This window comes from Streptomyces sp. NPDC048436 (assembly GCF_043200355.1).
GTDB lineage: Bacteria > Actinomycetota > Actinomycetes > Streptomycetales > Streptomycetaceae > Streptomyces.
Window position 1 is genome coordinate 107278 of the sequence record NZ_JBICXP010000017.1, and the last position, 26952, is coordinate 134229.

General features: G+C 70.1%; 26 protein-coding genes and 1 tRNA gene. 12 read left to right on the forward strand and 15 right to left on the reverse strand.

Annotated elements, in window-relative coordinates:
- Positions 1 to 256: 256 nt before the first annotated feature.
- Both ACGFX9_RS36790 and ACGFX9_RS36795 read right to left on the reverse strand, forming a co-directional pair.
- Positions 257 to 1393 carry an ABC transporter ATP-binding protein gene (locus ACGFX9_RS36790; RefSeq protein WP_393483720.1) on the reverse strand — a complete coding sequence of 379 codons (1137 nt, stop codon included), beginning with the start codon at positions 1391 to 1393 and terminating at the stop codon, positions 257 to 259.
- 352 nt (positions 1394 to 1745) lie between these two features.
- Positions 1746 to 3152: an RNA-guided endonuclease InsQ/TnpB family protein gene (locus ACGFX9_RS36795; protein ID WP_393483723.1), complete on the reverse strand. Its 1407-nt coding sequence runs from the start codon at positions 3150 to 3152 to the stop codon at positions 1746 to 1748.
- 181 nt (positions 3153 to 3333) lie between these two features.
- Here ACGFX9_RS36795 and ACGFX9_RS36800 point away from each other — a divergent pair.
- Positions 3334 to 3407, forward strand: a tRNA-Thr gene (locus tag ACGFX9_RS36800).
- A 55-nt stretch (positions 3408 to 3462) separates the two neighbouring features.
- Here the strand turns inward: ACGFX9_RS36800 and ACGFX9_RS36805 are convergent.
- Positions 3463 to 4857: an NAD(P)/FAD-dependent oxidoreductase gene (locus ACGFX9_RS36805; RefSeq protein ID WP_393483726.1), complete on the reverse strand. Its 1395-nt coding sequence runs from the start codon at positions 4855 to 4857 to the stop codon at positions 3463 to 3465.
- Positions 4858 to 5015: 158 nt separating this feature from the next.
- Here ACGFX9_RS36805 and ACGFX9_RS36810 point away from each other — a divergent pair, with 158 nt between their 5' ends.
- The 3 genes from ACGFX9_RS36810 (at position 5016) to ACGFX9_RS36820 (ending at position 7264) form a co-directional block, all read left to right on the forward strand.
- Positions 5016 to 5789, forward strand: a complete 774-nt coding sequence (locus ACGFX9_RS36810) for a DsbA family protein (protein ID WP_393483729.1) — start codon at positions 5016 to 5018, stop codon at positions 5787 to 5789.
- A gap of 51 nt (positions 5790 to 5840) precedes the next feature.
- Positions 5841 to 6728, forward strand: coding sequence for an aminoglycoside phosphotransferase family protein (locus ACGFX9_RS36815; protein WP_393483732.1), 888 nt, complete (start codon positions 5841 to 5843; stop codon positions 6726 to 6728).
- 62 nt (positions 6729 to 6790) lie between these two features.
- Positions 6791 to 7264: a GNAT family N-acetyltransferase gene (locus tag ACGFX9_RS36820; protein ID WP_393483734.1), complete on the forward strand. Its 474-nt coding sequence runs from the start codon at positions 6791 to 6793 to the stop codon at positions 7262 to 7264.
- A 26-nt stretch (positions 7265 to 7290) separates the two neighbouring features.
- Here the strand turns inward: ACGFX9_RS36820 and ACGFX9_RS36825 are convergent, their stop codons facing one another.
- Both ACGFX9_RS36825 and ACGFX9_RS36830 read right to left on the reverse strand, forming a co-directional pair.
- Entirely contained in the window at positions 7291 to 8340 is a 1050-nt protein-coding gene (locus ACGFX9_RS36825) for a zinc-binding dehydrogenase (protein ID WP_393483737.1), read from the reverse strand.
- A gap of 68 nt (positions 8341 to 8408) precedes the next feature.
- Positions 8409 to 9620, reverse strand: coding sequence for an NAD(P)-binding protein (locus ACGFX9_RS36830; RefSeq protein ID WP_393483740.1), 1212 nt, complete (start codon positions 9618 to 9620; stop codon positions 8409 to 8411).
- A 118-nt stretch (positions 9621 to 9738) separates the two neighbouring features.
- Here ACGFX9_RS36830 and ACGFX9_RS36835 point away from each other — a divergent pair, with 118 nt between their 5' ends.
- Positions 9739 to 10443: a pentapeptide repeat-containing protein gene (locus tag ACGFX9_RS36835; RefSeq protein ID WP_393483743.1), complete on the forward strand. Its 705-nt coding sequence runs from the start codon at positions 9739 to 9741 to the stop codon at positions 10441 to 10443.
- A gap of 566 nt (positions 10444 to 11009) precedes the next feature.
- On the opposite strand, the gene ACGFX9_RS36840 is transcribed toward ACGFX9_RS36835, so the two are convergent.
- The 3 genes from ACGFX9_RS36840 to ACGFX9_RS36850 form a co-directional block, all read right to left on the reverse strand.
- Entirely contained in the window at positions 11010 to 11507 is a 498-nt protein-coding gene (locus ACGFX9_RS36840) for a hypothetical protein (RefSeq protein ID WP_393483869.1), read from the reverse strand.
- Between the two features lie 83 nt (positions 11508 to 11590).
- Positions 11591 to 12250 (reverse strand): response regulator, encoded by a 660-nt coding sequence (locus ACGFX9_RS36845; RefSeq protein ID WP_393483746.1) that lies wholly within the window; start codon positions 12248 to 12250, stop codon positions 11591 to 11593.
- Positions 12247 to 13419, reverse strand: a complete 1173-nt coding sequence (locus ACGFX9_RS36850) for a sensor histidine kinase (RefSeq protein WP_393483873.1) — start codon at positions 13417 to 13419, stop codon at positions 12247 to 12249. The genes ACGFX9_RS36845 and ACGFX9_RS36850 overlap by 4 nt, the downstream gene beginning before the upstream one ends.
- Before the next feature lie 422 nt (positions 13420 to 13841).
- Here ACGFX9_RS36850 and ACGFX9_RS36855 point away from each other — a divergent pair, with 422 nt between their 5' ends.
- Positions 13842 to 14399, forward strand: coding sequence for a heme-binding protein (locus tag ACGFX9_RS36855; protein WP_393483749.1), 558 nt, complete (start codon positions 13842 to 13844; stop codon positions 14397 to 14399).
- A gap of 132 nt (positions 14400 to 14531) precedes the next feature.
- Complete coding sequence (locus tag ACGFX9_RS36860; RefSeq protein WP_393483752.1) at positions 14532 to 15989, forward strand: M1 family metallopeptidase; 1458 nt, start codon at positions 14532 to 14534, stop codon at positions 15987 to 15989.
- A 22-nt stretch (positions 15990 to 16011) separates the two neighbouring features.
- On the opposite strand, the gene ACGFX9_RS36865 is transcribed toward ACGFX9_RS36860, so the two are convergent.
- The 3 genes from ACGFX9_RS36865 to ACGFX9_RS36875 are packed head-to-tail and all read right to left on the reverse strand — an operon-like array spanning position 16012 to position 18715.
- A complete protein-coding gene (locus tag ACGFX9_RS36865; RefSeq protein WP_393483755.1) occupies positions 16012 to 16527 on the reverse strand; it encodes a GNAT family N-acetyltransferase in 516 nt (171 codons plus the stop codon).
- Between the two features lie 51 nt (positions 16528 to 16578).
- Complete coding sequence (locus ACGFX9_RS36870; protein WP_393483758.1) at positions 16579 to 17418, reverse strand: phosphoenolpyruvate hydrolase family protein; 840 nt, start codon at positions 17416 to 17418, stop codon at positions 16579 to 16581.
- 40 nt (positions 17419 to 17458) lie between these two features.
- Complete coding sequence (locus ACGFX9_RS36875; protein WP_393483761.1) at positions 17459 to 18715, reverse strand: Tm-1-like ATP-binding domain-containing protein; 1257 nt, start codon at positions 18713 to 18715, stop codon at positions 17459 to 17461.
- Positions 18716 to 18852: 137 nt separating this feature from the next.
- Here ACGFX9_RS36875 and ACGFX9_RS36880 point away from each other — a divergent pair, with 137 nt between their 5' ends.
- Positions 18853 to 19203: a PadR family transcriptional regulator gene (locus ACGFX9_RS36880; RefSeq protein WP_393483766.1), complete on the forward strand. Its 351-nt coding sequence runs from the start codon at positions 18853 to 18855 to the stop codon at positions 19201 to 19203.
- On the forward strand, positions 19200 to 20303 hold the full coding sequence (locus ACGFX9_RS36885; protein WP_393483770.1) for a hypothetical protein: 1104 nt from the start codon (positions 19200 to 19202) through the stop codon (positions 20301 to 20303). Before ACGFX9_RS36880 ends, ACGFX9_RS36885 begins: the two co-directional genes overlap by 4 nt.
- A 111-nt stretch (positions 20304 to 20414) precedes the next feature.
- On the opposite strand, the gene ACGFX9_RS36890 is transcribed toward ACGFX9_RS36885, so the two are convergent.
- Positions 20415 to 20990 carry a TerD family protein gene (locus tag ACGFX9_RS36890; protein ID WP_393483773.1) on the reverse strand — a complete coding sequence of 192 codons (576 nt, stop codon included), beginning with the start codon at positions 20988 to 20990 and terminating at the stop codon, positions 20415 to 20417.
- A gap of 208 nt (positions 20991 to 21198) precedes the next feature.
- Between ACGFX9_RS36890 and arfB the strand changes: the two genes are divergently transcribed.
- The gene (arfB, locus tag ACGFX9_RS36895; RefSeq protein WP_393483877.1) at positions 21199 to 21636 is read left to right on the forward strand and encodes an alternative ribosome rescue aminoacyl-tRNA hydrolase ArfB; all 438 of its coding nucleotides are present in this window, start codon (positions 21199 to 21201) and stop codon (positions 21634 to 21636) included.
- A 136-nt stretch (positions 21637 to 21772) separates the two neighbouring features.
- On the opposite strand, the gene ACGFX9_RS36900 is transcribed toward arfB, so the two are convergent.
- Entirely contained in the window at positions 21773 to 22321 is a 549-nt protein-coding gene (locus ACGFX9_RS36900) for a flavin reductase family protein (RefSeq protein WP_393483880.1), read from the reverse strand.
- Between the two features lie 419 nt (positions 22322 to 22740).
- On the opposite strand from ACGFX9_RS36900, the gene cdgB reads away from it, so the two are divergent.
- Both cdgB and ACGFX9_RS36910 read left to right on the forward strand, forming a co-directional pair.
- The gene (cdgB, locus tag ACGFX9_RS36905) at positions 22741 to 24414 is read left to right on the forward strand and encodes a diguanylate cyclase CdgB (protein WP_393483776.1); all 1674 of its coding nucleotides are present in this window, start codon (positions 22741 to 22743) and stop codon (positions 24412 to 24414) included.
- A gap of 75 nt (positions 24415 to 24489) precedes the next feature.
- On the forward strand, positions 24490 to 25467 hold the full coding sequence (locus ACGFX9_RS36910; protein WP_393483779.1) for a carbohydrate-binding protein: 978 nt from the start codon (positions 24490 to 24492) through the stop codon (positions 25465 to 25467).
- Positions 25468 to 25645: 178 nt separating this feature from the next.
- Here ACGFX9_RS36910 and ACGFX9_RS36915 read toward each other — a convergent pair whose 3' ends face one another.
- The gene (locus ACGFX9_RS36915; protein ID WP_393483782.1) at positions 25646 to 25978 is read right to left on the reverse strand and encodes a peptidase inhibitor family I36 protein; all 333 of its coding nucleotides are present in this window, start codon (positions 25976 to 25978) and stop codon (positions 25646 to 25648) included.
- A 79-nt stretch (positions 25979 to 26057) separates the two neighbouring features.
- Entirely contained in the window at positions 26058 to 26906 is an 849-nt protein-coding gene (locus ACGFX9_RS36920) for a ketose-bisphosphate aldolase (protein ID WP_393483785.1), read from the reverse strand.
- Positions 26907 to 26952: the final 46 nt, after the last annotated feature.

Genomic DNA, 26952 nt, shown 5'->3' on the forward strand with positions numbered 1-26952 from the left:
CACTCGGTCGAGCGACAGAGATTGAGGTTTCTCTGGAGCAAAGTTGACGGACGCCGAGTGAAATGACCGGTCTGCCGGGGTATTTGTCGACAACGCAGAGGAACGCACAGGGCCCCGCACCGAGGTGCGGGGCCCTATGAGCGTTGGCGGGGCGGCGCAACCCGCCGCACGGCCATCTGGCCGCTCGGCCGGATCAGCTGAATCTGCCGAACCGGCCGGATCAGCCGGATCAGTCGGATCAGTCGGATCGGCCGGATCAGTCGGAGAGGCGCTCGCCCGTCGACGTCGAGAACACGTGGATCTCACCCGGACGCGGTACGACGTGCAGCTGCGTGCCCTTGTCCGGCACCTTGCGGCCGTTCACACGGACCACCAGGTCCTTGTGCTCCCCGCCGACCTCGGCGGAGCCGTACACGTAACCGTCGGCGCCCAGCTCCTCGACGACGTTCACCGAGACCGCGAGGCCCGCCGGGGCGTCCTCGGTCTCCTTGGAGAGCGTCTTCGCGGTCGTGCCGTCCTGCTCGACGATGTCGAAGTGCTCCGGACGGACGCCGACCGTGACCGTACGGTCGCCCTTGTCGGCCGCGGCCGACAGCGCCGCACGGTTCACCGGCACCACGGAGTTGCCGAACTTCACGCCGCCGTCGGTGATCGGGACCTCGACGAGGTTCATCGCGGGGGAGCCGATGAAGCCGGCGACGAAGAGGTTGTTGGGGCGGTCGTACATGTTGCGCGGCGAGTCGACCTGCTGGAGCAGCCCATCCTTCAGGACGGCCACACGGTCGCCCATGGTCATGGCCTCGACCTGGTCGTGGGTGACGTACACCGTGGTGATGCCGAGACGCCGCTGAAGGCTCGCGATCTGCGTACGCGTGGAGACACGGAGCTTGGCGTCGAGGTTCGACAGCGGCTCGTCCATGAGGAAGACCTGCGGCTCACGCACGATCGCGCGGCCCATCGCCACACGCTGGCGCTGACCACCGGAGAGCGCCTTCGGCTTGCGGGCCAGGTAGTCGGTGAGGTCGAGGATCTTCGCCGCGTCCTCGACCTTCTGGCGGATCTCGGCCTTGTTGACGCCGGCGATCTTCAGGGCGAAGCCCATGTTGTCCGCGACCGTCATGTGCGGGTAGAGCGCGTAGTTCTGGAACACCATGGCGATGTCCCGGTCCTTGGGCGGCAGGTGCGTGACGTCACGCTCACCGATGCGGATCGCACCCGCGTTCACATCTTCCAGGCCCGCGAGCATGCGCAGGGAGGTGGACTTTCCGCAGCCGGAGGGACCGACGAGTACGAGGAATTCGCCGTCCGCGACATCGAGCTCAAGCTCATCGACGGCGGGCTTGTCGCCACCCGGATAGATGCGGGTCGCCTTGTCGAACGAAACAGTGGCCATGGTGAGGGCCCCCTTCACCGGCAGGAACGTGCCGGACGATCCGTTGTAAAGAGAGGAGTGGTGTAGTCCACCTGAGTGAACTGCTCGTGACCGTACCCTGGGGGTCGTGGGTCTGTCAGTAGTCCGGGAGCTGCGGGCTTCGAGGAAATTTTCGAACTCGGCAGAGCAACAACCTTTTGGTCCGCGACTCGAGCGAGGCAGAGCAACGCACTTTTGACCTCGCCTCAAGGCTTCCTGCTTCACGGCCCACCGCCGACGGACAACGGGCTACCCCGCCACCACGCACGGTCTTACACGAACTCCACAGGCATTCCGGCCGACGGCCCGTCGGTCCGTACCGCGCCAGCCACACCTACGCGGCCAGCAGACACTCCTCCAGCTCCGACGCCTTGATCAGCGTCGGCGCCTTCCGGCCCGGCGGCAGGGCGGCAGCCACCAGCCAATACAACCGCATCCCCTCGTCCCGGAGGTTCACCGCCGCGTTCACATCCCGGTCATGAACCACACCGCACTCGGCACACGTCAAATGCCGGACCGAGAGATCCTGCTTCGGCCCCTTCACATGACACACCGAACAGCGGCGCGTAGAAGGGAAGAAGCGGTCCACGACCACCAGCGTCCGGCCATACCACTCGCACTTGTAACGCAGCTGCCGCAACAGCTCACCCCACCCGGCATCGATGATCGCCTGATTCAGCTTCGCCTTCCGCCGCCTGCCCTTGCCGCGCGCCGGACGCAACAGGGTCACGATGGACAGATCCTCCACCACGAGCACTTGGTTCTCGCGCACGAGGCGGGTGGTGCACTGATCCAGAATGTCTCTGCGCACGTCGCCGATGAGCGCGTAAAGGCGGGCGATCTGCCGCCTGGCCTTCTCCCGGTTCTTCGAACCCCTCACCTTCCGGTGCAACTCACGCTGCAACCGCGCCAACCTCTCCGCATACCGCCGCAGCAGCCGCGGATGCTCCAGCCTCGTCCCGTCGTCGAGCGTGACGAGCGACGCAAGCCCGAGATCCAGACCCACGGCCCTCGGATCCCGCGAACCCGGAAGAAACGCGGAGGGCAGCGGCGCGATCTTCTCTTCCACCAGCAAGGAGAGGAAGTACCGCCCCGCCCGGTCCTGCGTCACCGACAACCGCACCGGAAGCGTCTGCGCAGGCAGCGCACGGGACCACCGCACATCCAGCGGAGTCGACTGCTTGGCCAGCGTGACCGAGCCCGTACCGGGCCGCTCAGCATCCTCCACCCAGCGAAACCCCGTCCGGACGTACGTCGCCGCATCCTGCGCGCGGTGCTTCCTCTTCCGCCTCGGATACTTCGCCCCACCCTTGAAGAACCGCGTGAACGCATGATCCAGATGCCGCAACGACTGCTGCAGCACCGTCGACGACACCTCCTGCAACCACGACGTCCCCTCAGCGCTCCGCCAGCCCGTCAGCGCCCGGCACGTCTCGGCGAAACCCACACTCACCCGGTGCCGCTCCCAGGCCCCGGAACGCAGGGCAAGACCCTCGTTGTAGACCCAACGGCAGGCACCGAACGTCTTCTCCAACTGCTTGGCCTGGTCCTTGGTCGGATAACAGCGGAACCGGTAGACGCGCTGCTGGGTGCTGGGCTCCTTGGTGCGGCTCTTCATGGGAGACGCCGGACGGGCGTGGTGCTTGCGGCTGTCGGCGATACCCAGCGCCTCGCGCTTGATGCGCTTGGCCTCCGAGCCGGTCACCCTGTTGGGCTTTTCCGCTTCCGTCGCGTCCCCCATGCACCCCTCCCCGGGTCTCACAGTCCGATAGTCGGAACAGTGCGTCTGTCCGTTCAACGAACGGCTGCTCGGGTGGTTACGCATGGATCTGGACGGTGGGTTGCCGGGCAACTCCGTGGCTTGGGGAAACAGGCTCTGTGTAAGGTGGAGCAGCCTCGCGTACAGGGTTATGGTGCGCGGTGCCTCCTTAGCTCAGTTGGTCAGAGCGCGTGATTTGTAATCTCGAGGCCGTCGGTTCGACTCCGACAGGAGGCTCAAAAGCCCAGGTCAGGGCGTTCCTGACCTGGGCTTCTTCATGTCCCGAAGTACGTCAGTGCCGTCCCGACAAGCGGTCCGCGAGGCGGGCCAGGCGGGGGGCGGTGGTCGTGGGGGTGGTGAGTTCTTGGTGGTCTGCGTTGCGGTAGGTCGCGTACATGGTCTGGACGGCTAGCCAGCGCAGGGGTTCCGGTTCCCATTTGCGGACCTTGTGGTTGACCCAGGGGAGCGTGGTCAGGTCCGTGGGGCCTGCCTGGCCCGAGTCCTGTTGGATCAGGTCGCGCAGGGTGCGGGCTGCGAGGTTGGCGGTGGCGACGCCTGAGCCGACGTAGCCGCCTGCCCAGCCGAGGCCTGTGGCGCGGTCCAGGGTGACCGTGGCGCACCAGTCGCGGGGGACGCCGAGTACGCCGGACCAGGCGTGGGCCACCTCGACTCCGGCCAGTTGGGGGAAGAAGCGGGTGAGGATGGAGCGCAGGGCCTCGATGGTGGCCGGTTGGGTGCGGCCGTCGTTGTCGGTCTTGGAGCCGTAGCGGTAGGGGACGCCTCGGCCGCCGAGTGCGATGCGGTCGTCGGCGGTGCGTTGGGCGTACATGTACGCGTGTGCCATGTCGCCGAGGGTTTCGCGGCCCTCCCAGCCGATGGATTCCCATTGGGCCGCCGACAGCGGCTCCGTCGCGATCATTGAGGAGTTCATGGGGAGCCAGGTGCGGCGCTGGCCCTTGAGGGAGGCCGTGAAGCCTTCGGTGCAGCGCAGGATGTACGGGGCGCGGACGGTGCCGTAGGGGGTGATGGCGTGCTTGGGTTTGATCTCGGTGACCGGTGTTGATTCGTGGATCGTGACGCCCAGTGCCTCGACGGCTGCCGCCAGGCCTTTGACCAGCTTCACGGGGTGCAGGCGTGCGCCGTGCGGGGTCCAGGTGGAGCCGACGGCGCCGGCGACGCGGATGCGGTCGGCTGTCTCGCGGGCGCCGTGCAGTGTGCGGTCCTTCTCGCCGTACGAGAGTTCCGTGGCGTGGAATTCCTTGAGGCGCGCCAACTGGGCTGGAGTGTAGGCGACTTCGAGTACGCCGCCGTGGTGGATGTCCGCTTCGATGGACTCTTCGGCGGCGGTGCGGATCACCTCGTCGACGGTGTCGTTCATGGCCTGTTGGAGGCGGATCGCCGCGTCCTGGCCGTGTCGGCGGGCGTAGCGGTCGCGGCCCGCGATGCCGTTGTAGAGCCAGCCGCCGTTGCGGCCGGAGGCTCCGTAGCCGCAGAACTTCTGTTCCAGGACGGTGATGCGGAGGAAGGGGGCGGCCTTCTTCAGGTAGTACGCGGTCCACAGGCCCGTGTAGCCGCCGCCGACTATGCAGACATCGGCACTCTCGTCGCCGGGGAGGGGTTCGCGGGGGTTCGGGGTGCCGTTGTCCGCGTACCAGTACGAGATGCCGCCGTTGATCGTGCTGCTCATGCGCGGGACGTTACTGCGCTGGTGGAGGCTTTGGGGAGGGGTTCGGGGGCGGGGTTCAGGGGTGGGGCTCGGGGGAGGGGCTCGGGGGAGGGCGTTCCGATACGTTTGTCCGGCACGTGGCGGAGCGTCACGTGGCGAGATCTTGGAGGTCTGTTCAGATGGCCGTACGCAAGGCCGGGCGCATCGTCGCCGCGGTGGCCGCCACCGCATTCGTCGCCGGGGGCGCTGCCGCCTGCGGGCCCGAGGACCTCACGGGCGGGGGCGACAAGGGCGGTGACAAGGGGACGGCTTCGGTTTCGCCTTCGGAGTCCGCGCCCGCGGGTGGGCCCGAGGCGAAGGCGCCGCCGGAGGGTACGGACGCGCTCGCGCGGACGCCTGCCACGGTGAAGGGCGGTGTGATCACGGTCGGCGATCCGAAGGCCGGGCACACGGTCAAGCTGTACGAGGACGCGCGCTGTCCGATCTGCAGGAAGTTCGAGGAGACCGGTGCGCGGGCCCTGGTGAAGCCGGTGGCCGAGGGCAAGGTGAAGGTCGAGTACACGATCGCCTCGTTCCTCGACAGGAACCTCGGCGGCAGCGGTTCGGTGAACGCGGCGAACGCGCTGCGTGCCTCGGTCGACGCGGGCAAGTTCCCGCAGTTCCACGCCGCGGTCTTCGCCAACCAGGCCGCGACGGAGACCGAGGACGCGTACACCCCCGCCTTCCTGCTGAAGATCGCCGACAAGGTGGAGGGGCTGCGGGGCGCGGAGTTCGACCGGGCCGTGAACAAGGGGACGTACAAGAAGTGGGTCGGGCAGGCCATGCAGGCCTTCACCGATGACGGTATGCAGGGCACGCCGACCGTGTTCGTCGACGGCAAGAAGACGGGCAGCGACGCGTTGTTCGACGAGGCGGCGTTCGCCAAGGAGCTGAAGGCTTCCGGGATTTCCTGACGCCGAGAATTCTCTGTGCGGTGGTTCACGCGCGCGGGTAGCGTCGCGTGCGTGATCGACATTCGCATTCCGGACAAGCTGATCGAGTCGCAGTACGAGTACGCGGGGGAAGCGGGCCGTGCCTTCATCGCGGCGCTGCCCGCGCGGGTGGCGGAGTTCGTCGAGCGGTGGGACCTGACGGTCGACGGGCCTTCGATGCACGGGGTGGCGGCGCTGGTGCTGCCGGTGGTGCGGGCGGACGGGACGCCTGCCGCGGTCAAGTTCCAGCTTCTGGACGAGGAGACCGAGGGGGAGCCCGTCGGGCTTCGGGTGTGGGGCGGCGACGGTGCCGTGCGGTTGCTCGACCATGACGAGGGAACGGGCACGATGCTGCTCGAACGCCTCGACTCCGGGCGGATGTTGTCGACCATGGCGGACTCGCGCGAGGCGGTGCTCGTCATCGCCGAGCTGCTCGCCCGGCTTACGTCGGTGGAGGCGCCGGCGGGGATGCGGCGGCTCGGGGACATCGCCGGGGAGATGGTCGGTGAACTGCCGGGTGCGCTGAAGGCGATCGGTGATCCTGCTGAGCGCGCGCTCGTGGAGCGGTGCGGGGGTGCGGTGCGCGAGGTCATGGGGGAGCCCGGTGACCGGTTGCTGCACTGGGACCTGCACTTCGAGAACGTACTGGCCGCCGAGCGTGAGCCGTGGCTCGCCATCGACCCCAAGCCGCTGGCCGGGGATCCGGGGTTCGACCTCTGGCCCGCGATCAACAACCGCCTTGAGCCGGATGAGGTGTTGTGGCGCTTCGACGCGATGACCGAGGTGCTCGGGCTCGATCGGGAGCGGGCGCGTGCGTGGACGCTGGGGCGGGTGCTGCAGAACGCGTTGTGGGACGTCGAGGACGGGCGTCCGCTAGCTGCCCATGACATGGAGATCGCGCGGCGGTTGTTGGGGGTGTAGGGGGGTGGCCGTCTGAGGTGGGGGTGGCTGAGGGGCCGCTCGGGGCGTCGTACTGTGCGGCCATGATTCGTAACGCCACGCCCGCTGACGTACCCGTCATCCACGCCATGGTCCGTGACCTCGCCGAGTACGAGAAGGCCCTCGATGAGGCCAGGGCCACCGAGGAGCAACTGCGTGAGGCGCTTTTCGGGGAGCGGCCCGCCGCGTTCGCGCACATCGCGCAGGATGACGCCTCGGGGGAGGTCGTCGGGTTCTCGCTGTGGTTTCTGAACTTCTCCACGTGGCGTGGGGTGCACGGGATCTACCTGGAGGACCTGTACGTACGGCCCGAGGTGCGGGGCGGCGGGCATGGCAAGGCGCTGCTGACCGAGCTCGCGAGGATCTGTGTCGAGCGGGGTTATGAGCGGCTCGAATGGTCCGTACTCAACTGGAACGAGCCGTCGATCGACTTCTACAAGTCCCTCGGTGCGTTGCCGCAGGACGAGTGGACTGTGTACCGGTTGACGGATGGGGCGTTGGCCGCGTTGGGGGCCTGAGGGGGCGGATAGGGCTGAGGGGGCGTTCAGGGGATCAGGACCACCTTGCCTGTCGTGCGGCGCGTCTCCAGGTCGCGGTGGGCGGTCGCCGCCTCTGCCAGGGGGTAGCGCTGGACCGCCGGGGTGAAGTGGCCCTTCGTCGCCTCGGAGAGTGCCGCGAGCTCAAGGGTGCGGATCGGGTTGTCGCCGCCCGCCTCGCGCGTCATCGCCGGGCCCAGGACGTTGTGTTGGGTGATCTCGCGGGCCGCGAGCTGCTCGTCGGTGAAGGTCAGGGGGTCGCCGTCGTGCGGGCCCTTGCCGGACCAGCCGAAGACGATGTGCTGTCCGCCGGGGGCGAGGAGGTCCACGGCGGCGCGGCCCGGGGCGCCGCCCACGCCGTCGAAGACGACGGTGGCGCCCGGGGTGCCTGCCGCGCGGGTCGTGCCGCGAGGGCCGAGTTTTGTCAGGTATCTGCTCACCTCGTCCGGCCAGTCCGGGTTCTTGTAGTCGACGGCGAGGTCCGCTCCGTTCGCCTCGACGAGGGCGGTCTTCTCGGGGCCGCCCGCCAGGCCGATCACGGTGGCGCCCGCGTGTTTGGCGTACTGGACCAGGAGTGTGCCGATGCCACCCGCCGCGGCCGGTATGAGGGCCACGGATTCGGGGGTCAGCTCGGCGAACTGGAGGATTCCCATCGTCGTACGACCCGTGCCGATCAGGGCGACGGCCTCCGCGTCGTCAAGGACGGACAGGTCGCCCGTGAGTTCGTGCAGACGGGACGCCTCGGTGACGACGAGTTCGGCGTAGCCCCCCGGGGCGAGGCCGATGTGGGCCACCACGCGTTTGCCGAGCCAGTGGTCGTCGACTCCCTCGCCGAGGGAGTCGACGGTGCCCGCGATCTCGCGGCCCGGGATGGTGGGCAGCTCGGGGAGTGCGGGGAGGGGGCCCTTGATTCCCGCGCGGATCGCGGTGTCCAGGAGGTGTACGCCCGCCGCGGTCACCGCTATGCGGACCTGGCCGGGGGCGGGGGCCGGGTCCTTGGTCTCCTCGTACGTGAGGTGCTCGGGCGGGCCGAAGGCGTGCAGGCGGATGGCTTGCATGGTGGCGGGCTCCTTGTCGGGGTCGGTCGGCCTCGTCGTGAAGGGGGCGTGCGCGCCAGCCTCTTACCTCAAGCGGACTTGAGGTCAAGCCTCGTGTGGGTGAGTGCGAGCGTCACCGCCTCCAGCGCGCTGTTGAACGAGACCTCGGAGAGCAGGCCGGGGGCCGCGACCTGGTCGCCGGCCAGGTAGACGCCGTTGCCGCGGTCGATCGCGGGGCGGTCGCGCCAGGTGGTGCCGGGGAGATCCACCGCGCCGGTGCGGCCGTTGGACACGGCGTCGCGGCGCCAGACCAGGCGGTCGCGCCAGCCGGGGTAGCCGAGATCGAGCAGGTGGTCGGCGCGGGCGACGCCGTCCGCCTTGGACTCGTCGGGGGCGATGGGGATCTGGGCCTGGATGAGTTCCTGGCCGTGCGGGGCGAGGCTGCGGTCCTGGGTGGTGAACCGTTCGATCCAGCCGGTCCTGTCCAGGTCGGAGAGTACGAAGAGGTCGCCCTTGCGGGAGTTCAGGGCCAGGTCGATGAGGGTCGTGCGGGCGCTCTCCCACTGGAGGGTGTCGTCCTGGAGCAGGTGGCGGGCCGCCGGGAGGGAGGTGGCGACGACTACGGGGCCTTGGGCGGCGAGGGAGCCGAGCGTGTCGAGGGAGTCGATGCGGGACAGCGTTTCCACGCGTACGCCCATGTTCCAGGCGAGGGTCGCCATGCGGTCGATGACCGAGGCCCAGCCGCCACGCGGGTAGTGCGCCTCCGGGGGCAGTTTGGTGGCGCGGCGCAGGCGCTCCTGCACGAACCGGGCGGAGAGCGAGCCGGGGTCGTGGTGGAAGGTCGCCACGGCGATGTAGTGCGCGGCGGCGCGGGCACCTTCCTGCCCTACCTCGCCGGTGGCCCAGGTCATGAAGTCCAGCTCCACCGGCGCCTGTTCGGGCTTGCGGCGCAGCAGCTTCAGCATGGCGAGGGGCGGGGTGCGGCGGAGGCTGCCCTGGTGGTGGAGGCGCAGGCGGCTGCCTTCGATGGGCGGGAGGGAGGCGAGGGGGCCGATGAGGTCACGCTGCTTGAGCCAGGCCCAGTGGGGGCCTCCGTTGTAGAGGGCGTGCGGGCCCTCGTTCGTGAGGTAGGGGCCTTCGGCGGTGCGGGCCCGGCCGCCGAGGGTGTGGTGGGCCTCGTGGACGGTGACTCGGGCGCCGGCTTCGGCGGCGGTGATGGCGGCGGTGAGGCCTGCCAGGCCGCCGCCGATGATCGTGACGGTGCGGGGGGTGGGGGCGGGGTTCTTGCTGCTGTGGGGCATCGGGTGGGCTCCTGTTGTGGACGGGTGTGCTCCTCTGCTGGGTACGACGGGTGGGGGTGGCCTGGGTGTGACATCGCGGTGCCCTGGCGTTGTCAGTGGGTGGGTGCACCATGGGCTCATGGGACAGCGGAGTGCGGCGTCGGGTGCGGGTGTGGGTGCGAGTGCGGGTGCGGGTGTGGTGAAGAAGGCTCGGCGGGCCGAGGTGCGGTTGCCTCGGCTGCGGGCCTTCGGGGAGGGGGAGTTGGAGCCTGACGGGGATTACGACGGGGTCGAGTTCCGGGAGCTCGACCTTGCGGGGCAGGACGGCGGGGGAGCGCTGTTCTTGGACTGTGCGGTGACGGGCTGCGGGGTGAGCGAGACGCGGCTCAGCCGGGCGCGGTTCGTGGACTCCGTGCTGACGGAGCTGCGGGGGGTCGGCACGGAGCTGGTGGAGGCTTCGCTGCGGGACGTGGAGGTGGTGGACGCTCGGCTGGGGGGTGTGCAGTTGCACGGGAGCGTGCTGGAGAGGGTCGTCGTCCGGGGCGGGAAGATCGACTATCTGAACCTCCGGAAGGCGCGGTTGAAGGACGTCGTCTTCGAGGGGTGCGTGCTGGTGGAGCCGGACTTCGGGCAGGCGGTGCTGGAGCGGGTGGAGTTCGTGGGCTGTGTGCTGAAGGGGGCGGACTTCAGCGGGGTCCGGATGAAGGATGTCGACCTGCGGGAGGCCGCGGAGGTGGACATTCTTCGGGGGGTGGAGTGCTTGGCGGGGGCGGTGATCAGTACGGCGCAGTTGATGGATCTGGCGCCGGTGTTCGCTGCGCAGGTGGGTGTGCGGGTGGACTAGCGTCCGGCTTGGGCGGGGGGTTGGCGCGGCTGGGTGGTGGGGTGCTGCGGGGGTGCGGGGCGCCGGGGGCGTGGAGTGCTGGGGTGCGGGTCGCGGGTCGCGGTGCGTTTCCGGGTGCGGGGTGGTTGGTCGGGGGCGCTGTTCGTCTGTGGGTGCGGGGCCGCGCCGGTATGTCCGTCCTCGCTATCGTCCGGTGGTCGCTGTGGTGCTTCGGCTCCGGAGTGCCGCGAACCGTGCTCCGGGCGGAAATACCGACACGTCCCCTCCCGCCGGTCGCGCCCCGTCCGTGCGTGGGTCCCGAGCGCCCACACCCAAGCGCGACCGCGCTCGCGAGAGCACTCGCCGCCCGGAGAACCCGGAAGGCTCGCTCCCCGCTGGAACGCGGCGGGGCAAACGGGCGGGTGGGCGGGAAAGGCTTGTTCGTCCGCGGGGGCTGCGGGGCAATCGGGTGGGTGGGTGGGAAAGGCTTGTTCGGGCACCGGGGCTGCGGGGATCGGGGGGCGTGGGGGTGCCGACGGCGGGGGCGGCGGTGGGGCCCGGGACGCGCGCGCCGGGGTGCTGGGCGCCTACGCCCGGGAAAAGCGGGACTGGAGCGTCCAGATCGTGGGGTTCTCGGCCAGGGACTCGTGGAGGTCCGTGAGGTCGGCCAGGAGGTCCTGGAGGAAGTCCCGCGCCTCCCGCCGCAGCTCCGAGTGGGAGAACGTCAGCGGCGCCTCCTCCACCCGCATCCAGTCCGCCTCGATGTCCACCCACCCGAAGCGCCGGGTGAACAGCATGCGGTCCGTGGACTCCGTGAAGTCGAGTTCGGCGTACTGAGGGCGGGAGGCGCGGCTGCCCATCGGGTCCTTGTCCAGCTGCTCCACGATGTCGCACAGCGCCCATGCGAAGTCCAGGACGGGAACCCATCCCCAGGCTGTGGACAGCTCCCGGTCCGCTTTGGTGTCCGCGAGGTACACGTCCCCGCAGAACAGGTCGTGCCGCAGCGCGTGGACGTCCGCGTGGCGGTAGTCGAACTGCGGGGGGTCGGGGAAGCGGTGGGAGAGGGCGTAGCCGATGTCGAGCACGTGGTCGATGGTGTCATGGGCCGTGGGGCACAAAACGCCGTTGCCGCGGGGCACCGGCCGCCGCTGCTCAGGGGCACGGAAGGTCACGACAGCAGCCGCTGCTCCTTCGCCACCGCCACCGCGCCGGCCCGCGTGTCCACGCCGAGCTTGTCGTAGATCCGGCCGAGGTGCGTCTTGACCGTGGCCTCGCTGATGAACAGCGCGCGGGCGATGTCGCGGTTGCCGAGGCCGTGGGAGAGCTGCGCGAGGATGTCGAGTTCCCGGTCGGTGAGGGTGGGCAGCGGCTTGCGCATGCGGGCCATCACACGGGACGCGACCGGCGGGGAGAGCGTGGTGCGGCCCTGCGCGGCGGCGTGGATCGCGGCGAAGAGTTCCTCGGGGCGTTCGGCCTTCAGGAGGTAGCCCGTCGCGCCCGCCTCGATGGCGCGGGTGATGTCGGCGTCCGTGTCGTACGTCGTCAGGACCAGGACGTGGGGTGGCGGTGGGGCGGAGGCACCGGGGGAGGACGTGATGGTGCGCGTTGCCTCCACGCCGTCCATCCCCTCGCCCAGTTGCAGGTCCATCAGGACCACGTCCGGGGCCAGCTTCGCGGCGAGCGCGATCGCCTCCTCGCCGGTGCCCGCCTCTCCGACCACCTCGATGTCCGGCGCGCTGCCCAGCAGGGCCAGCAGACCGGCGCGTACGACGATGTGGTCGTCGCAGACCAGGAGGCGGACCGGGGGTGTGGCAGCGGCGCTTGTCATGGGGTCTCCCGGGGGGAAAGTGGGATGGAGACGGAGAGGACCGTGCCCTCGCCCGGTGCCGACTCGATCGTCAGCGTGCCGCCGAGCTGCCGTGCCCTCGCGCGGATCGCGGGCAGCCCATGGCCGCGCCGGGCGGGCCCGGAGCCGGGCCCGGGCCCGGGGCCGGAGGCGGGTGGCTGTTCGGTGGGGGTGAAGCCGCGGCCGTCGTCCGCGACGTCGAGTACCACCTGGTCGTCGAGGTGTGTGAGGGTCAGTGCCGCCGTCGTCGCCCGGGCGTGTTCGGTGACGTTGGCCAGCGCGCCCTGGGCGATGCGCAGGAGCGCGGAGCGGGTCCGGTCCGGGAGCGGGGCGGGGGTGCCCTCGGCGTGGAAGCGGACGGCGAGGTCCGCGTCCTGGGCGGTGCGTGCGGCCAGCGTGCGCAGCGCCTCGTCCAGGCTGCCGCCGTCGGCGAGGTCGGCGGGCGCCAGGTCGTGGACGAAGCGGCGGGCCTCGGCCAGGCCGCGTTCGGTGATCGACTCGGCGGTACGGATGTGGGTGCGGGCCTTGGCCGGGTCCGTGTCCCAGAGGCGGTCGGCGGCCTGGAGCAGCATCTGCTGGCTGGACAGGCCCTGGGCGAGGGTGTCGTGGATCTCCATGGAGATGCGCTGGCGTTCGGCGAGGGTGCCCTCGCGACGCTCGGTGGCGGCCAGTTCGCGGCGGGTGCGGATCAGGTCGTCGATGAGGGTGCGCTGGCGTGCCGCCTGGCGCTGCATGTACAGGAAGACGGCGGTCGCGACCGCGGCCCATGCGGTCGGCGCGAGCAGCAGGTTCGGATCGAAGCGGCCCGCGAGCTGCAACTGGGCGACGACCACGAAGGCGGTCAGGACGGCCACCAGGAGCAGGGCGGCGCGCGGCGGCAGCGTACGCAGGCCGGTGTAGAAGAGCGGCACCGCGCACCAGGCGAAGCTCGGCGCGAGCAGCACGAGCACGACCCAGACGGCCACGACGAGGGTCAGCCAGATGAGGCGGCGCGGTGCGGTGGGGCGGGCGCCGATGACGGGGCCGAGCACGTAGAGGAGCGCGAGGGAGATGGAGAGCGCGATGATCCACGGTGTGCGCGGTTCGCCGGGGTGCCGCATCAGGAAGCGGGCCAGCGCCGAGCCCAGGAGCAGGAAGAACGCCGTGTGCATGACGGCGGCGAGCCAGCGGGCATCGGGGTCAGGCGTTTCCGGGTCGAGTGTTTCGGGGCCGAGTGTTTCGGGGTCGGACGTTTCCGGGTCGAGTGTTTCAGGGCCGGGCGTTTCGGGGTCGGGCGTTTCGAAGGCGGGGCCCGGCGTGCGTCGTCCCACTGGGGGCTCCCCTCTCGTACTGCCGTCTCGTGTAGGTGCGCGGGTGCTGAACTGGGCAAACACCCTCATTGTGGCCCGGTGGGGCCGGCGAGGGGTCAACCGATCGGTTGACCCTGGTGTCGGCCGGGCGGCGCGCGGCTCCCAGCCGGTACGTCGAGGGGTGCGGGGCGGGGACGGCCACAGGATTGGTGACAGGGAGAACAACCTCCCCTTGATCCACCTGACCTACCTGGATCCCCGTCTTCACCTCTGAGGAGCCCCCGATGCAGAAGCTCTCCCGCCGTACCCGTGTCCTCACCGTCGCCGCGACCGCCGCCGTTCTCGGCGCCGGAACCTTCGGTGCCGTCTCCGCCAGTGCCGGTACTCCCGACGCGGCTGCCAAGGCCGCCGTCACCGCCGACGCGGGCGACAAGAACCTCACGCGGTCCACGCACCTGAACATCGACGCCGCGGCCAAGGCCGCCCAGGCCGCGCTCGACGCCGCCGAGAAGGAGAACCAGCGCGTCACGGTCGCCGTGGTCGACCGTGACGGCAACACCGTCGTCACCCTGCGCGGCGACGGCGCGGGCCCGCAGTCCTACGAGTCCGCCGAGAAGAAGGCGTACACGGCCGTCGCCTGGAACGCGCCGACCTCCGAGCTGAGCGAGCGCCTGGCGAAGGCCCCCACCCTCAAGGACATCCCCGGCACGTTGTTCCTCGCGGGCGGTGCGCCGGTGACCGCCAAGGGCGCCCCGATAGCGGGCATCGGTGTCGCGGGTGCCCCGTCCGGCGACCAGGACGAGAAGTTCGCGCAGGCGGGCGTCGCGGCGCTCGGTCGCTGAAGCCACCAGCCACCGGCCACCAGCCACCGGGCGCCACCCGCCACCCACCAGCCACCGGGCGCCACCCGCCACCCACCAGCCCCCCGAAGGGCGGCGCCGGGAGTTCGGGGCGGGCGGCCCCGGGCCGAACATATGCCGCATAAGATCACGGGCGTGCTCCTACGACCCACGGCGCCCCGCGGAACCTCCGCGGTCGCCCTCGCCGCCCTCACCGCCCTCGTCCTCACCGCCTGCAGCGGCTCCGGGGTGCATGGCACGCCAGGAGCCGACGGCCTGCGTGACCCGTACTTCCCGAAGCTGGGCAACGGCGGTTACGACGTCGCGCACTACGACCTGACCCTCGGCTACGACCCCGACGCCCGCCACCTCACCGGCACGGCCGAGGTCACGGCGCGGGCCACCCAGGACCTCAGCGCCTTCAACCTCGACTTCAAGGGGCTGGACGTGAAGGGCGTCACCGTCGAGGGGAAGGACGCCACTTTCCACCGGGACGGGCAGGAGCTGACGATCCGTCCGCCGGACGACCTCGACAAGGGCGAGACGTTCCGTACGACCGTCCGCTACTCCGGCACCCCGGAGACCATCACCGACCCGGACGACTCCGAGGAGGGCTGGCTGCGGACGGAGGGCGGGGCCCTCGCGCTGGGCGAACCGACCGGTTCGATGGCCTGGTTCCCCGCGAACAACCACCCTTCGGACAAGGCCTCGTACGACATACGGGTCACGGTCCCCGAAGGGCTGCAGGCCATCTCCAACGGCGAGTTGACCCGCGAGTCGACCAAGAACGGCCGCACCACCTTCGCCTGGCACAGCGCGGAACCGATGGCGAGCTACCTGGCGACGGTGGCGATCGGCGCGTACGACGTGAAGAAGTCGACGACGAAGTCCGGCGTGCCGGTGCTCACGGCCGTCGACCCCGACGAGGCCAAGGACAGCGCGAAGGCGCTCCGCCGCATCCCCGAGATCATCGAGTGGCAGGAGCTGAACTTCGGCCCCTACCCCTTCTCCTCGACCGGCGCGATCGTCGACCGGGAGGAGGCCGCGGGCTACGCCCTGGAGACCCAGACCAGGCCCACCTTCCCCGGCGCCCCCGACACCGAACTGGTCGTCCACGAGCTGGCACACCAGTGGTTCGGGAACTCCGTGACGCCCAAGTCCTGGCGGGACATGTGGCTCAACGAGGGCTTTGCGACGTACGCGGAGTGGCTCTGGGAGGAGGACCACGACGGCGACAGCGTGCAGGAGACCTTCGACTCGGTCTACGCGGACGACTACTACGAGGACGCGAAGGACAACGAAGCCATCTGGGCCTTCCCGCCCGCGAAGCCGCCGTCCGCCGCGAAGATCTCGGACAGTCCGGTGTACGAGCGGGGCGGCATGGTCATCCACAAGATCCGCCAGGCCGTGGGCGACGACACGTTCTACGACATCGTGCAGGGCTGGACCAAGTCCCACCGCCACGGCAACGCGGACACCGAGGACTTCACGCGGTACGTGGAGAAGCACGCGGGCGGCGAGGCGGCGCGCGAGAAGGTGCGGGCGATCTGGGGGCCGTGGCTGTACGGGGAGGGAAAGCCGGACCGCCCATAAGAGCCCATAGGGGCCCGTAGGGCTACGGAAGCGGCTTACGCAGTACCGCACACGGGCGGTCCGCCCGGAGATCGCGGCGGTGGTCGATGACCTCGTAGCCGAGCGCGCTCCAGAAGGCGAGCCCGGCGTCGTTCCCGTCAAGGACCGCGAGCCGCACCCCCTCGCGCCCGTCGGCCCGGAAGCGCTGCTCGATCCTGGTGGCGAACTCCCGCCCATGGCCGCTGCGTTGCTCCCGGGCATCCACCATGAGCAGGCCGATCCACGGGTCGGGGTCGGCGGGATCGGGGTGCCGCCTCAGCGTGACGCCGATCCCGACGACCCGCCCCTCGGACCGGGCGACGAGCACCTCCGCCTCCGGATCGGCCAGCTCGTCCGCGAGCGCGGCGGCGACCTGTTCGGGGCGGATGTCGTCGGGGTCGGGGAAGTCCCCGGAGAGCGCGTGGAACGTGCGGTTCGACGCGTACAGGGCGGTGAGCTCGGTGAGCAGCTCGCCGGGGAGCGCGCCGCTGTCCGCGGGGGTGAGCGGTTCGAGGATCATGCGGCGCAGGTTAGTACGGGCGCTGTCCGTCCAGAGCTGTCAGAGCTGTGTTCATCCGTGTGCCTTCAGGGACTTGAAGGCGCGGGTCTGATCCACGATCGCGCGCTCCGTGGGGAGGCGTTCGATCGACGAGGCGCCGAAGAACCCGGCGATTCCCGTGGTGCGGGACAGGACGTACGCCGCGTCCTCCGGTTCGGCGATGGGCCCGCCGTGGCACAGGACCAGGATGTCGGGGTTCACGCGCTTGGCCGCGTCGTGCATCTCCTGGACCCTCGTGGCCGCCTGGTCGAGTGTCAGGGCCGTGCCCGCGCCGATCGAGCCCTTCGTCGTCAGGCCCACGTGGGGGACCAGGACGTCCGCGCCGGCGCGGGCCATGTCGGCGGCTTGGCCGGGGTCGAAGACGTACGGGGTCGTCAGGAGGTCGCGGGCGTGGGCCTCGCGGATCATGTCGACCTCCAGGCCGTATCCCATGCCGGTCTCTTCGAGGTTGGTGCGGAACGTGCCGTCGTACAGGCCGACGGTCGGGAAGTTCTGGACGCCCGTGAAGCCCATCCGCTTCAGCTCGTCCAGGAAGCGGCCCATGTCCCGGAACGGGTCCGTTCCGCACACCCCGGCGAGGACCGGGGTGTCCTTCACCACCGGGAGCACCTCCCTGGCCATGTCCACCACGATCGCGTTCGCGTCGCCGTACGGAAGCAGGCCCGCGAGGGAGCCGCGGCCCGCCATGCGGTAGCGGCCCGAGTTGTAGATGATCAGGAGGTCCACGCCGCCCTCCTCGGCGCACTTGGCGGAGAGACCGGTGCCGGCGCCCGCGCCGATCACCGGGTTTCCTTGCGCTACTTGGGAGTTGAGGCGGGCGAGAGCTTGTGTGCGGGTGAGGGTGCCGGTCATGGGAGAAGCTCCTTGAGCGAGTTAAGCCAGTTGTCGGACGTCACGTCGCCGGCTTCAGCGCGCGTGAACGGATCAGTTCGTCCAGGCGGTCCGCCATCGCCACCGCGAACACCGCGTCGTTGATGTGCGCGTCCACCTCGTGGAGTCGTACGTTGCTGCCGCGCACCGTCGACCGGAGCGCACGCAGCCCCGCTTCGTCCGCCGCCGGGTCCGCGAACGGGCCGCCTTCGGCGTCCACCGCCGAGACGCCCCGCAGCGGCCAGAAGAGTTCGGCGGGGCCGCGCGCGGCGGCCAGCTTGTGGCCGAGGACGGCGCCGAGTGCGGCCATCTCATCGGCTGTCGTACGCATCAGGGTGACCGTGGGGTTGTGCACGAGGAGGTCGCGGTCCGCGAAACGGGGCGGGACCGTGCGCTCGGGGCCGAAGTTGACCATGTCGAGGGCCCCGGGCGCGACCACCTGCGGGATGCCCGCGCGGCCCGCAGCGGTGAGGCGCTCGGGGCCCGCGGAGAGGACTCCGCCGACCAGCTCGTCGGCGAGTTCGGTGGTCGTCAGGTCCAGTACGCCGTCCAGCATCCCGTCGGACGCCAGTTTCTCCACCGCGCGGCCACCGGCGCCCGTGGCGTGGAAGACGAGGACCTCGTAGCCGAGCTCGTGGAGGCGGGCGCGGGCCGCGTCGATCGCGGGTGTCGTCACGCCGAACATCGTCGCCGCGACCACCCTGCGGCCACGGCCCGCGAGATCGTCGTGGTTGCGTTCGTAGCGCCGTGCCATGCCCGCGGCTGCCGCCGCCGCGTTGCCGAGGACCTGCCGCGAGACGGCGTTGATGCCGGAGATGTCGACGACGCTGTACATCAGGGTGAGGTCGCTGCTGCCCACGTACGGGGCCACGTCACCGCCCGCCATCGTGCTCACCAGCACTTTCGGCACCCCGATCGGCAGCGCCCGCATCGCCTGCGCGGCGATCGACGAACCGCCGCTGCCCCCGGCGGCGAGCACCGCGTGCAGCTTGCCCTGCCGATGCAGGTCCAGCACCACCTCGGTCACGCCGTCCGCCATCGCCGCCACGGCCGCGCCCCGCTCGCCGTTACTCCGCAGCCGGGCCAGCTCATGCCCGGCCGCGCGGGCCACGGCGTCGGCGGATACGTCGGGGGCGGGGATGGGCGCGTGCGGGGGCGGCGGCAGGACACCGGCGTCGACGAGTAACACGTCACTGCCGTACTCCCTGAGCCGCTCACGCAGCCAGGCGTACTCCGCCCCTTTGGTGTCCAGCGTCCCGACCAGCACCACGGTCGCCATGGCCCTCACACTCCCTCATGTGGTCAACGAGATGTGGTCAACGAGCACTACTGCCCTGCCCGATCGGTCTGTGCGGCATGCTTCGAGGCGGACTATTATGGATACTGGAATAGTCGGCAATAAAGAAGAGAGAGCCCGTGCCCGTCGCTCACGCCTCATGGACGCGCGCCGCGCTGCCCCTCTGTCTGCTCGGCATCCTCGACCGCGAGGAAAAGAGCTACGGGTACGCCCTGTTGAGCCGTCTCGCCGACGCGGGGATGGACGGGGTCAAGGCCGCGACCCTCTATCCCGCCCTCACGCGCCTCGAAGAGGAAGGTGCCGTCGAGGTCGAGTGGGGGGCCGGGGAGGGCGGGCCGGGGCGGAAGTACTACCGGATCACCGGGGAGGGGCGAAAGCGGCTGCGGCGTGACCAGGCCGCCTGGGGGGAGTTCTCCCGGACCGTCGCCGTCCTCCTCACAGGACACGAGCAGCAGCAGGGGGAAGCATGAGCAAGGCGGGGAAGAGCAAGGCATCCAAGTCGACGCTCGGTTGGGAGCGCGCGGAGGACGAGGAGTGGGCCGCCTGCGTGGAGGTGCGGCTCGTCCTCGATCACGATGCGCCCGGCGGCCTCGCCGACGAAGTCCTCGCGGAGGCGCACGAGGTCGTACGGGACGCGGGTCTTCCCGCCCGCGAGGTCCTCGGGGAGGCCGACGCCTACGCCCGTACGGTCGCCGCCGAGCGCATCGGCGAGGAGCGTCGCGCCCGGGTCGACACGCACGGCATGCTGCCCGGCGAACGGGTCAGCGCCACGCTCGGGACGCTCGGGCTCGCCGGGGTCGGGTTCTGCGTTCTCGGCTGGGTCGAGGACGGGCTCTGGGTGGAGGGGAGTTGGACCTCGATCGCGGTCTGCGCGACCGTCGTCGTGGCCGTGTCCCTCGGCTGCGTCGCCTTCGCCGTGCGCGCCGCGGGGCGGATCCGGGGCATGTGGGGGTTCCTCGCGGGAGCCGCCGCCGTGGTGGCCGGCGGGGCCGCCGTCGCCGTCGCCGCGTCAGGGGAGCGGCTGTTCCGCGTGCCCGCGCCGCTGCTCGCGCTGCTCTGCGCGGCGTGGGCCGTCGGCGCCTACGCGTTTCCCGACGCCACGCTCGACCGCTGGCTCACTCCTGCCCGCCGGGCCGGCGGCGTCGACGACGATCGGTATCTGGCCCGCCTGCAAGGGCTGTTGCGCGGGCGGCACGCCATGAAGACCGCCGAGGCGCGTGGTCACGTACGCGAAGCCCGGCAGCATCTCGCCTCCGTGGAGGAAGGCGGCGGTGAGCACGGCGAGCGCGGCGTTCGCGCCGAGGACGTCTTCGGTGACGTCGAGATCTACGCCCTCCGCCTCTCGGAAGGGCCTCGCAGGGAGCAGCGGGTCGCACGGCGCAAGGTGTACGGCAGCCTCGCCACGACAGTGGTCCTTGCGGTCCTCGTCGTCGACGAGGTGTTCGACACCCAGGAGCCGTCCCTCGCCTGGCTCGTCTGCGGAGGCGGCGCGCTCGCCTACTTCGCCTGGAACACGGTCAGCGAGTGGCGCGCCCTGCGTGAGCAGGAGGAACCGCAAGAGAGCGTCTGAGGGCAGCGCGCGCACGCGGCGAAGGCCCCCGGCGGAAAGATCCGCCGGGGGCCTTCGTCAGCTAGCTCAACCAGCTCAACCAGCGCAACTGGCCCTACTGGCCCTACTGGCTCAGACGTTGACGCCGAAGTCCTGCGCGATGCCGGTGAGGCCCGACGCGTAGCCCTGGCCCACCGCGCGGAACTTCCACTCCGCGCCGCTGCGGTACAGCTCGCCGAAGACCATGGCGGTCTCGGTGGCGGCGTCCTCGCTCAGGTCATAGCGGGCGATCTCCGTGCCGCCGGCCTGGTTGAGGATGCGGATGAAGGCGTTCCGCACCTGGCCGAAGTTCTGCGAGCGGTTCTCGGCGTCGTAGATCGAGACCGGGAAGACGATCTTGTCGACGTCGGCCGGGAGGCCGGCCAGGTTGACGTTGATCTGCTCGTCGTCGCCCTCGCCCGCGCCCGTGACGTTGTCACCGGTGTGCACGATGGTCTGGTCCGGCGTCGCCTTGTTGTTGAAGAAGACGAAGTGGCCGTCCGAGTAGACCTTGCCCTCCGGGTTCACCGCGATGGCCGAGGCGTCGAGGTCGAAGTCGGTGCCAGTGGTGGTACGGACGTCCCAGCCGAGGCCCACGGTGACGGCGGTCAGGCCCGGAGCCTCCTTGGTGAGCGAGACGTTGCCACCCTTGGACAGGCTTACTGCCATTGTTGGGAGTCCCTTCCCTCGTTGCGTACGAACGGGCTTCGTACTGGGGACGAAGCTACCGTCACCTCTATGAACGTCGACCGGGGTCCCAGAGGTTCCAGTTCCTTTTACTTTCTTTACTCATCTCTGGCGTCCCACCCGAATCTCCCGCACCGCACGGCGGGCGCGTCGTAAATACGGGTGACGTGGACCGGACAGACGCGGGACCATAGGACGCATGTCCGGTCCCTATGTCATCCGCGGCTCGGTCTCCCTGCCGGAGTCCGAGCTCATGTGGCGATTCTCCAGGTCGTCCGGGCCGGGCGGTCAGCACGTCAACACCAGCGATTCGCAGGTGGAGCTGAGATTCGACCTGGCCAACACCGAAGCTCTGCCTCCGGTGTGGAAGGAGCGCGCCCTGGAGCGCCTCGCGAGCCGCCTCGTCGGCGGCGTCGTCAGCGTTCGCGCCTCCGAGCACCGCTCCCAGTGGCGCAACCGCGAGATGGCGGCCACCCGCCTCGCCTCACTCCTCGCGGAGGCCACCGCGCCGCCGCCGCGGCCCCGCCGCGCCACGAAGATCCCCCGCGGGATCAACGAGCGGCGCCTGCGGGAGAAGAAGCAGCGCAGCCAGACCAAGCGCGGCCGCTCGGGGGAGGGCTGGGGCTGATCCCCTGCCCCCCGGGCCCCCGGGCCCCCTGACCCCCGGCCCCCTCGCCACCCCCTAAATCCCTGCCCCCAGCAGCAAACAGTCCCGCCGGCAAATCCCGCCCGGCCGCCCGAAGCCCGGAGCGGGCCCGCGGCCCTCACCCCAGCTGCCGGTACTTCCCCTTGAAATAGGCCAGCGGCCCACCGTCCACGCTCGGCAGCGCGGCCGAAAGAACCCGCCCGATGACCAGCGTGTGATCGCCCGCCGTCACCGTCTGTTCCGTCCGGCACTCCAGCGTCGCGAGCGCACCGCCGATGAGCGGGGCCCCGGACGCCTCTCCGCGTACGTAGGGAATGTCCTCGAAGAGTAGCCGGTCGCTGATCCTGCCCTTCATCGCGAACCGGCCCGCGATGTGGCGCTGGCTCTCGGAGAGCACCGATACGCCCCACAGCGGCTGCTCCGCGAGCAGGTCGTCCATCCGGGAGCCCTCGCGCAGGCTGACCAGCACGAGAGGCGGGTCGAGGGAGACGGAGAGGAAGGCCGTCGCGGTCATGCCGACGTCCTCGCCGACCGGGGCCCGCGGATCGTCCGCGTCCAGCGACGGCTCGCGGGCGGTCACCAGGACCACACCCGCGGCGAGCCGGGACATGGCGGCGCGGAAATCTTCGTTGCTCACCCCCACAGAATGCCCGCCGGGCGACGGGATACGTGGGGAGGGCGGCTCTTGGGGAGTCGCGGGCGCGCTCTTGGGCGATGTCTTCAGTACGGGAACCACGGCAGCGACGCTAGTCCCGCCGCCCCCGCCACCACATCGGGCCCTGGTCCGAGACCAGGCCTAGGTCCGATGGCCGAGGGGGTTCGCGCAGGCCCTCACCAGGCGGGGGCCGACCGCCCTTGCGGCCCTCGATCGGCCAAGTGGACTGGACCAACGAAGGCTTCCCACCTGTGACTTGAGTCACAGGACCCATATTTTGTTGACCCTGTGTACCGAGTGAGCTGCTCGCTGTGATTCAGTGACGGTGGCAATCAGACACTGAGAGAACTCAGGTACTGAGAGAACAGTAAAGAACAGTAAGGGCGCTGCGAATCCTGGAGTTGCTGTCGAGGTCTCGGGGAGAGCGAGCAATGGAGACCGAGTCGGAGCCGTACGTCCGTCTTGCGACCCTGCGGCAGCTGCATCAAGTGGTGGCGGACCTCAACACGGCCCGAAGCCTGGCGGACACGCTGCAGACCGTCGCCGACGGCGTGGTCAACGGCCTTGGCTACGAACTGGCGTGCGTCAATCTCGTACGCCCTGACGGCGACCTGGTCGTCGCCGCCTTCGCGGGCAACACCGCCGCCGAAGCGCTCATCACCGGCCGCGTCGGATCACGCGACGCCTGGGAGAAGCGCCTGGCCATGGGTGAGGCCTGGGGCGCCCTGCGCTTCATCTCGTACACCGAGGGCTGGGTCCTCGACGAGGACGACGTCCCGCAGTGGTACACCGACGGCCCCGAGCCCCGCTTCGAGGACGAGTGGCACCCGGCGGACCGCCTCTTCGCCCCGATGTACGCCACGGGCGCGGCCGGCGGCGAACTGCTCGGCGTGATCTCCGTGGACCGCCCCCGCAACGGCCGCAGGCCCGGCGCCTGGGGCCGCGAGGCCCTGCAGATGTACGCCTTCCAGGCCGCCATCGCGATCAGCAACGCCCGCCTTCGCGCCAACATGCAGCGCGCCCTGGTCCGCCTGGAGCGCGAGCAGCAGGCGCTGCGGGCCAGCGAGGAGTCCTTCCGCCAGGCCTTCGAGTACGCGCCGTCCGGCATGGCCATCGCCGAGATGGGCGGCGACCAGCACGGCCGCATCCTGCGCACGAACGACGCGCTGTGCCGCCTGCTCGGCCGCCCCGCGTCCGCGATGCGCCGCTATTCGTTCTCCGACCTGGTCCACCCCGAGGACATCGGCACGCTCCTGCGGACCTCCGCAGAGGGCGGCCGTGCCGAGCTGCGGCTTGCCCGGCGCGACGGGACGTACGTCTGGGTCTCCCTGCGCAACTCGGTCGTCGCGGACGCCGCCGACGGCCCGCGCTTCCTCCTCACCCACGTCGAGGACATAGAGGACCGCAAGCGCCGCGAGCTCCAGCTCGCGCACCGCGCGTCGCACGACTCCCTCACCGGCCTGCCGAACTCCGCCGAGCTGCGCTCCCGCCTCAGCTCCCGGCTCTGTCGCAGGCCCCACGCGGGCCAGCCCAGCGCGGTGGACTCGCTCGACGCGGCGTACGACGGTGTGTACGACGCCGACGGGCAGCACAGCTTCGACTACGGCTCGCACGGCGCGCACGCCCTGCAGCAGGCCGCCGACGGCTTCGACCACCACGTGCACACGGTCGCGCCGCCCGAGGGGCACGGGGACACGGACGACGGCACCAAGGGTCTCGCCGTGCTCTTCTGCGACCTCGACGGCTTCAAGTCGATCAACGACCGCTTCGGGCATCACACGGGTGACGCGGTCCTCATCGAGGTGGCCAGGCGCCTCACCAGCGGTGTGCGCGACGGTGACACGGTCGCCCGGCTCGGCGGTGACGAGTTCGTCGTCCTCGCCGACGGGCTCGGCCGCGCCGACGCGCAGGACCTCGCGGTGCGGCTGCGGAACGCGATCATCCCGCCGATCCGCGTGGATGGCCGAGCGGTGCGGGTAGGGGCCAGTTTCGGCATCGGGTGGGCCCACTGCGGGATGTCGGCAGACGAGGTCTTGCACTCCGCTGACCAGCGGATGTACGTGGAGAAACGCTCCCGTGCCAAACAGCACAGGCGGGCCGGATGAGGTCAACGCCACCCCGTGACATCACCCGGAGCGGGTAGGCTCCCCCGGTCAGCGATATGAGGGAGTGACCTGGGAATGACGCCCGGCAATAACGGCGAGCACACGCCGAGCGCGCCAGAGGGCGACGACGATCCGTTCGGCTATCTGTACGAGGACGGACAGGCCGCCGGCGCCACCCCGCCCAGCGGCGGGGGCGGCTACGGATACCCGGGTACCCGGCCCTCGTACAACCAGGTGCGCGCGGTCGGAGACCGCCGCCCCAGCACCTACGGCACGCAGGCCGCGCCCACATACGGCCAGCAGGTGCCGCCGCAGCAGCAGTCCTACGGCCAGCCGAACGCGCACTACGCCGCTCCGGAGACACAGTCCGGCGGGGCCCCCACGGCACCGCAGTACACCCCGGCGTCCCGAGGCTCCGGCGGTCGTGGCGGCGGCCCCAACACCAAGGGCCTGCTGATCGCCGCGATAGCGGTCGTCGCGGTCGTCGCCATCGGGATCGGCGCCGCGATGATGTTCGGCGGCGGTGACGAGGGCGACAAGAAGGAAGCGGGCGCCGGCTCCACGCAGGCCGAGACGGTCAAGCCCAGCGAGAAGCCGACGAAGGACCCGGCGAAGCCGGCCAAGCTCCCGAAGACGGACGCGAAGGCGCTGAAGCTTGAGGGCGGCACGACCACGGCTTCCGACATCGACGGGGCGAAGTCCGCGGGCGGGGTCTATGTGGCGGGGCTCAACAAGGTCGGAGCTCAGGCGACTTGGAGCGTGAACGGCATCCCCAAGAGCGGTGACTACACCCTCTTCGTGGGCTACGGCGTCCCCGGCAAGGCTGCCGAGACAACCCTTCTGGTCAACGGAACGCCGTCCGACCGCAAGCTCAATATGGACAACTTCGCCAAGGCTGAAGAGGGTGACTGGGCGAAGGGGTGGACCAAGACGTATGCGTACGTCCACCTGAACAAGGGCACCAACACGCTGGTGGTCTCCTGTCAGGAGGGTGATCAGTGTGACGCCAACCTGGACCAGGTCTGGCTGAAGGCCGGACACGTCAACCACTGATCGCTGTTTTCCTCGGGCAGCTTGAGAGTGCGATGTTGAACGGTCCGCCGGTGGGTATCGGCGGACCGTTCTATCGCGGAGTGGCCTCGCACACAGAATGCGCGCCGCGCTAGTTGGGCTGCGACGCGCATCTGCTACCTAGCGCGGAACGTGGGTGCCAGACCCATGTGGATCAGGGCTATCCCCAAACGGCAACGCTCCGGGCTTTCCAGGGAAGGGAGCTGGAGTAGTGGCCCGTCTTCAGGTTGATTTTGCTTCCATAGCATCCGGTGTCGCTGTAGAGCGTGATGCGCTTGCCGGACTGGTTCGACACCGAGCGCGCGCCTCCGCTGAGGGTGCCGTAGCAGCCCGGCGTGAGCTTGCGGTCACGTTCGCCCCCGCCGAAGTTCGGTTTTGACCACACGCAAACCCAGCCTCTATCGCATCTTGAGGCAGCAGAAGCTGGTTGTGCGGTGAACGGGATGGCAGCGATCAAGGCCACACCAGCCAGCAGGAGCGAGCGCTTCCTCACGAGTTACATCCATTCTCAGTGTAATGGGCACCTGGATTTTGGTCCTATACTTTCACGCTATTTCCGACCGACAACCTGCTCAAGCGAAGATCCGCTGAAAATGAGCCACCGTCCCCGCCATCGCCTCCCGCGCAGGGCCAAGGTATTTGCGCGGGTCCACCCCGGTCCCGTTCTCCGCGAGGTACTCCCGCACCGCCCCCGTGAACGCCGTGTTCAGCGCCGTGCCCACGTTGATCTTCACCATGCCGGATGCGATGGCCTGCCGAATCTCGTTGTCCGGTACGCCACTTGAGCCGTGCAGCACCAGCGGTACCGGGACGGCCGTCTTCAGTGCCGCGATCAACTCGTGGTCCAGAGAAGCAGTGCGCGACGTCATCGCGTGCGAGGAGCCGACCGCCACCGCGAGGGCGTCGACGCCTGTGTCGGCGACGTAGGCCGCGGCTTCGGCGGGATCCGTCCGTACGCCCGGTGCGTGCGCGTCCAGTGGGGTCTCGCCCTCCTTGCCGCCCACCTTGCCGAGCTCGGCCTCGATCCAGATGCCCCGCTCGTGGCCCCAGCGCACCGCCTCCGCCGTCGCCTTGACGTTCTCGTCGTACGACAGCTTCGACGCGTCGAACATCACCGAGCTGAAGCCCTCGGGGTGCGCGGCCCGCATGAGTTCCACGTCCGTGACGTGGTCCAGGTGCAGGGAGAGCGGGGCCGACGAGGTGCGGGCCACCGCTGCTGCCGCCGCCGCGATGGCGGACAGGCTGCCGCCGTGGAACTTCACGGCGTTCTCGGAGATCTGGAGGATCGCGGGGGCGCCCGCCTGCTCCGCGCCCGCGGCGATCGCCTCCGCGTGCTCCAGCGTGATGACGTTGAAGGCGGCGACCCCGCGCCCCGCTGCGCGCGCGTCGGCGACCAGTTCGCCGGTGGATACGAGTGGCATGATGAATCCCCAATTCTCGGACCGTCCCGGCCCGTTGTGCGTCGCC